At 63.0% G+C, this 2933-nt stretch carries 1 protein-coding gene; it reads left to right on the top strand.

Translation table 11 applies throughout. The features are described 5' to 3' along the window. A partial coding sequence (locus J2Y56_RS28305) for an RHS domain-containing protein (protein WP_310354108.1) occupies positions 1-2853 on the top strand: 2853 nt, incomplete at its 5' end. Positions 2854-2933: the final 80 nt, after the last annotated feature.

Genomic DNA, 2933 nt, shown 5'->3' with positions numbered 1-2933 from the left:
CTGACTCTCACCGACGGTGCGCTGGACGGTGTCCTGCCGTTCGACTTCACCCGGCTCTATCGCACCAGCGCCGCCGACATCGACAGCGGCCTCGGGTTTGGCTGGAGCCATTCGCTCTCCCATCGCCTGGACATCGACGGCGACAGCGTCATCTGGATCGACCACGAAAACCGTCGCACCACGTTCCCGCTGCCGTCCGCTGAACGCCCGGCGATCCACAACAGCCTGTCGCGCGCGGCGATTTACCTCGGCAACGAACCGGAAGAACTGATCCTCGCCCAAGCCGGCGACGACACGCGCTTTTATCACTTCCACAACGGTCGATTGACGGCGATCAGCGACGCCTACGACAACCGTCTGCGCATCAGCCGCGACCGCCAGAACCGTATCCAGCGCCTCGACAACGGCGCCGGCCGCGCCTTGCGCTTGCGTTATGAACGCAGCCATTTGGTCGCCGTCGACTATCAGCTGTTTGTCCCGGCGCCGACCCTCGATGCGTGCTGGAAGACCGAGCAAACCCTGTTCAGTTACACCTACGACGAACGCGCGCAACTGATCGAAGCGAGCAACGCCGCCGGTGAAAGTGAGCGCTACGACTACGACGACCAGCACGTCATTCTCCAGCGACAACTGGCTGGTGGGGCGAGTTTCTTCTGGGAGTGGGAACGCTCCGGCAAGGCGGCGCGCTGCATCCGCCACTGGGCCTCTTTTGCGCAGATGGATGCGCGTTATGTCTGGGACGACGCCGGCAGCGTCACCGTGCACAACCTCGACGGCAGCGAAGAGGTGTACGTCCACGACAAGCAGGCGCGGCTGGTGCGCAAGGTCGAACTGGATGGCGGCGAGCAGCTCAAGGCTTACGACGAAGACGGTCGGCTGATTGCCGAGCAGGACCCGCTCGGGGCGGTGACTGAATACCGTTACGACGAAGTCGGACGGCTGGTGGCGCTGATTCCGCCCGAAGACGAGCCAACGGGCTACGAGTATCGCAACGGTTTCCTGCACGCCCGTTATCGCGGCAAAGCCGTCTGGAAGTATCTGCGCAATGCCCAGGGTGACGTTACCGAAGCGACCGATCCCGACGGCCAGATCACCCATTACCACTACGACGACAAAGGTCAGCTGCTGTCGGTCCGCTACCCGGACACGAGCCGGCATGTGTTCGTCTGGAACGCATTGGGGCAACTGGTCGAGGAAACGCTGCCGGACGCTGGTGTTCGGCGCTTTTCCTACGATGCCCTGGGGCGGCAGCTTACCCGTCAGGACGAACATGGCGCGGTCACGCAGTCGCAATGGGACGCCGTCGGCCGACTGATCCAGACGATTCTTCCTACCGGCGCCAGCCGCGCCTACAGCTACAACGCCTACGGAAAAATCACCGCCGAGCGCGACGAACTCGGTCGCGTCACGCGCTACGAATACCTCGACGATCTGCACCTGGTCAGCCGCCGACTCAATGCCGATGGTACCCAGCTGAAGTACCGCTACGACAACGCGCAGCTGTTGCTCACGGAAATCGAAAACGAATCCGGCGAAAAATATCAGCTGGACTACACCCCCGGCGGATTGATCCGACAGGAAACCGGCTTCGACGGCCAGCGCACCGCGTACACCTATGACCTCAAGGGTCAGTTGCTGGAAAAAACCGAGTTCGGTGCTGACGGTTCGCAGCTGACCACCGCTTACGAGCGTGATTCAGCGGGGCGGTTATTGGTCAAAACGCTACCCGACGGCATCAAGGTCAACTACCGCTACGACAACCTCGGCCGCCTGATCAGCGTCGACGACGGCCACGACCACCCGCTGGAATTCGAGTACGACCCACAGGACCGTCTGATCACCGAACACCAAGGCTGGGGCACCCTGCGCTATGGCTACGACGCCTGCGGCCAACTCAATCGCCTGCGCCTGCCGGACGGCAGCAAACTCGACTACCACCACGCCAAGGGCGGCGCACTCACCGCCATCGACCTCAACGGCGCACGGCTCACCAGCCACCAGTTTGCCTTCGGCCGCGAGCAACAACGCCAACAAGGTCAACTCACCAGCCACTACCACTACGACGAACAAGGCCGATTGCAGGCCCACGCCATCCACCAGCAAACCCGGCCGCTGTACATGCGCCATTACGGCTACGCGGTCAACGGCAACCTGGCCACCGTCGCCGACAGTCGACACGGCCAGCGCAGCTATTACTACGACCCGCTCAACCGCCTGGCCCGCGTGCGCCACACCCGCGACGACCCAGCGGAAACCTTCGCCCACGACCCCGCCGGCAATCTGCTGATGCAGGACCGCCCCGGCGCCGCCAAGGTGCGGGGCAATCGCCTGCTCCTACAAGGCGACCGCCACTACGACTACGACGCCTTCGGCAATCTGATCCGCGAACGCCGCGGCACCGCGCAAAAACTCGTTACCGACTACCGCTACGACTGCCAGCACCGCCTCGTCGGCATCACCACCCCGGACGGCCGCACCTCCAGCTACCGCTACGACGCCTTCGGGCGCCGCATCGCCAAAACCGTCGACGGCCACACCACCGAATTCTTCTGGCAAGGCGACAACCTCATCGCCGAAAGCAGCCGCGAACACTACCGCAGCTACGTCTACGAACCCGGCAGCTTCCGTCCGCTGGCCATGCTCGATGGCAAAGGCCCGCGCAAAGCCTGCCCGTTTTACTACCAACTCGACCACCTCGGCACCCCGCAGGAACTGACCGATTTTGGCGGCGAGATTGTCTGGTCGGCGAAGTACAACGCCTATGGCAAGGTCACGCATCTGGCGCTGGGCGGGGGAGAGCAGCTTGAGCAGCCGTTGCGCTTTCAGGGGCAATACTTCGTATCCGCTCCATGAACTCCACATTCCAAGCGGATAATAGACGGCTGATGCTGTGCTCCCGATTTCCATCAGGAGCCCATCACCATGATGCGTCC

The sequence above is a fragment of the Pseudomonas sp. BE134 genome (assembly GCF_031456105.1).
Taxonomy (GTDB): Bacteria; Pseudomonadota; Gammaproteobacteria; order Pseudomonadales; family Pseudomonadaceae; genus Aquipseudomonas.
Note: the sequence above shows the minus strand (reverse complement) of the source record. Positions and strands in the feature narration are given on the sequence as shown.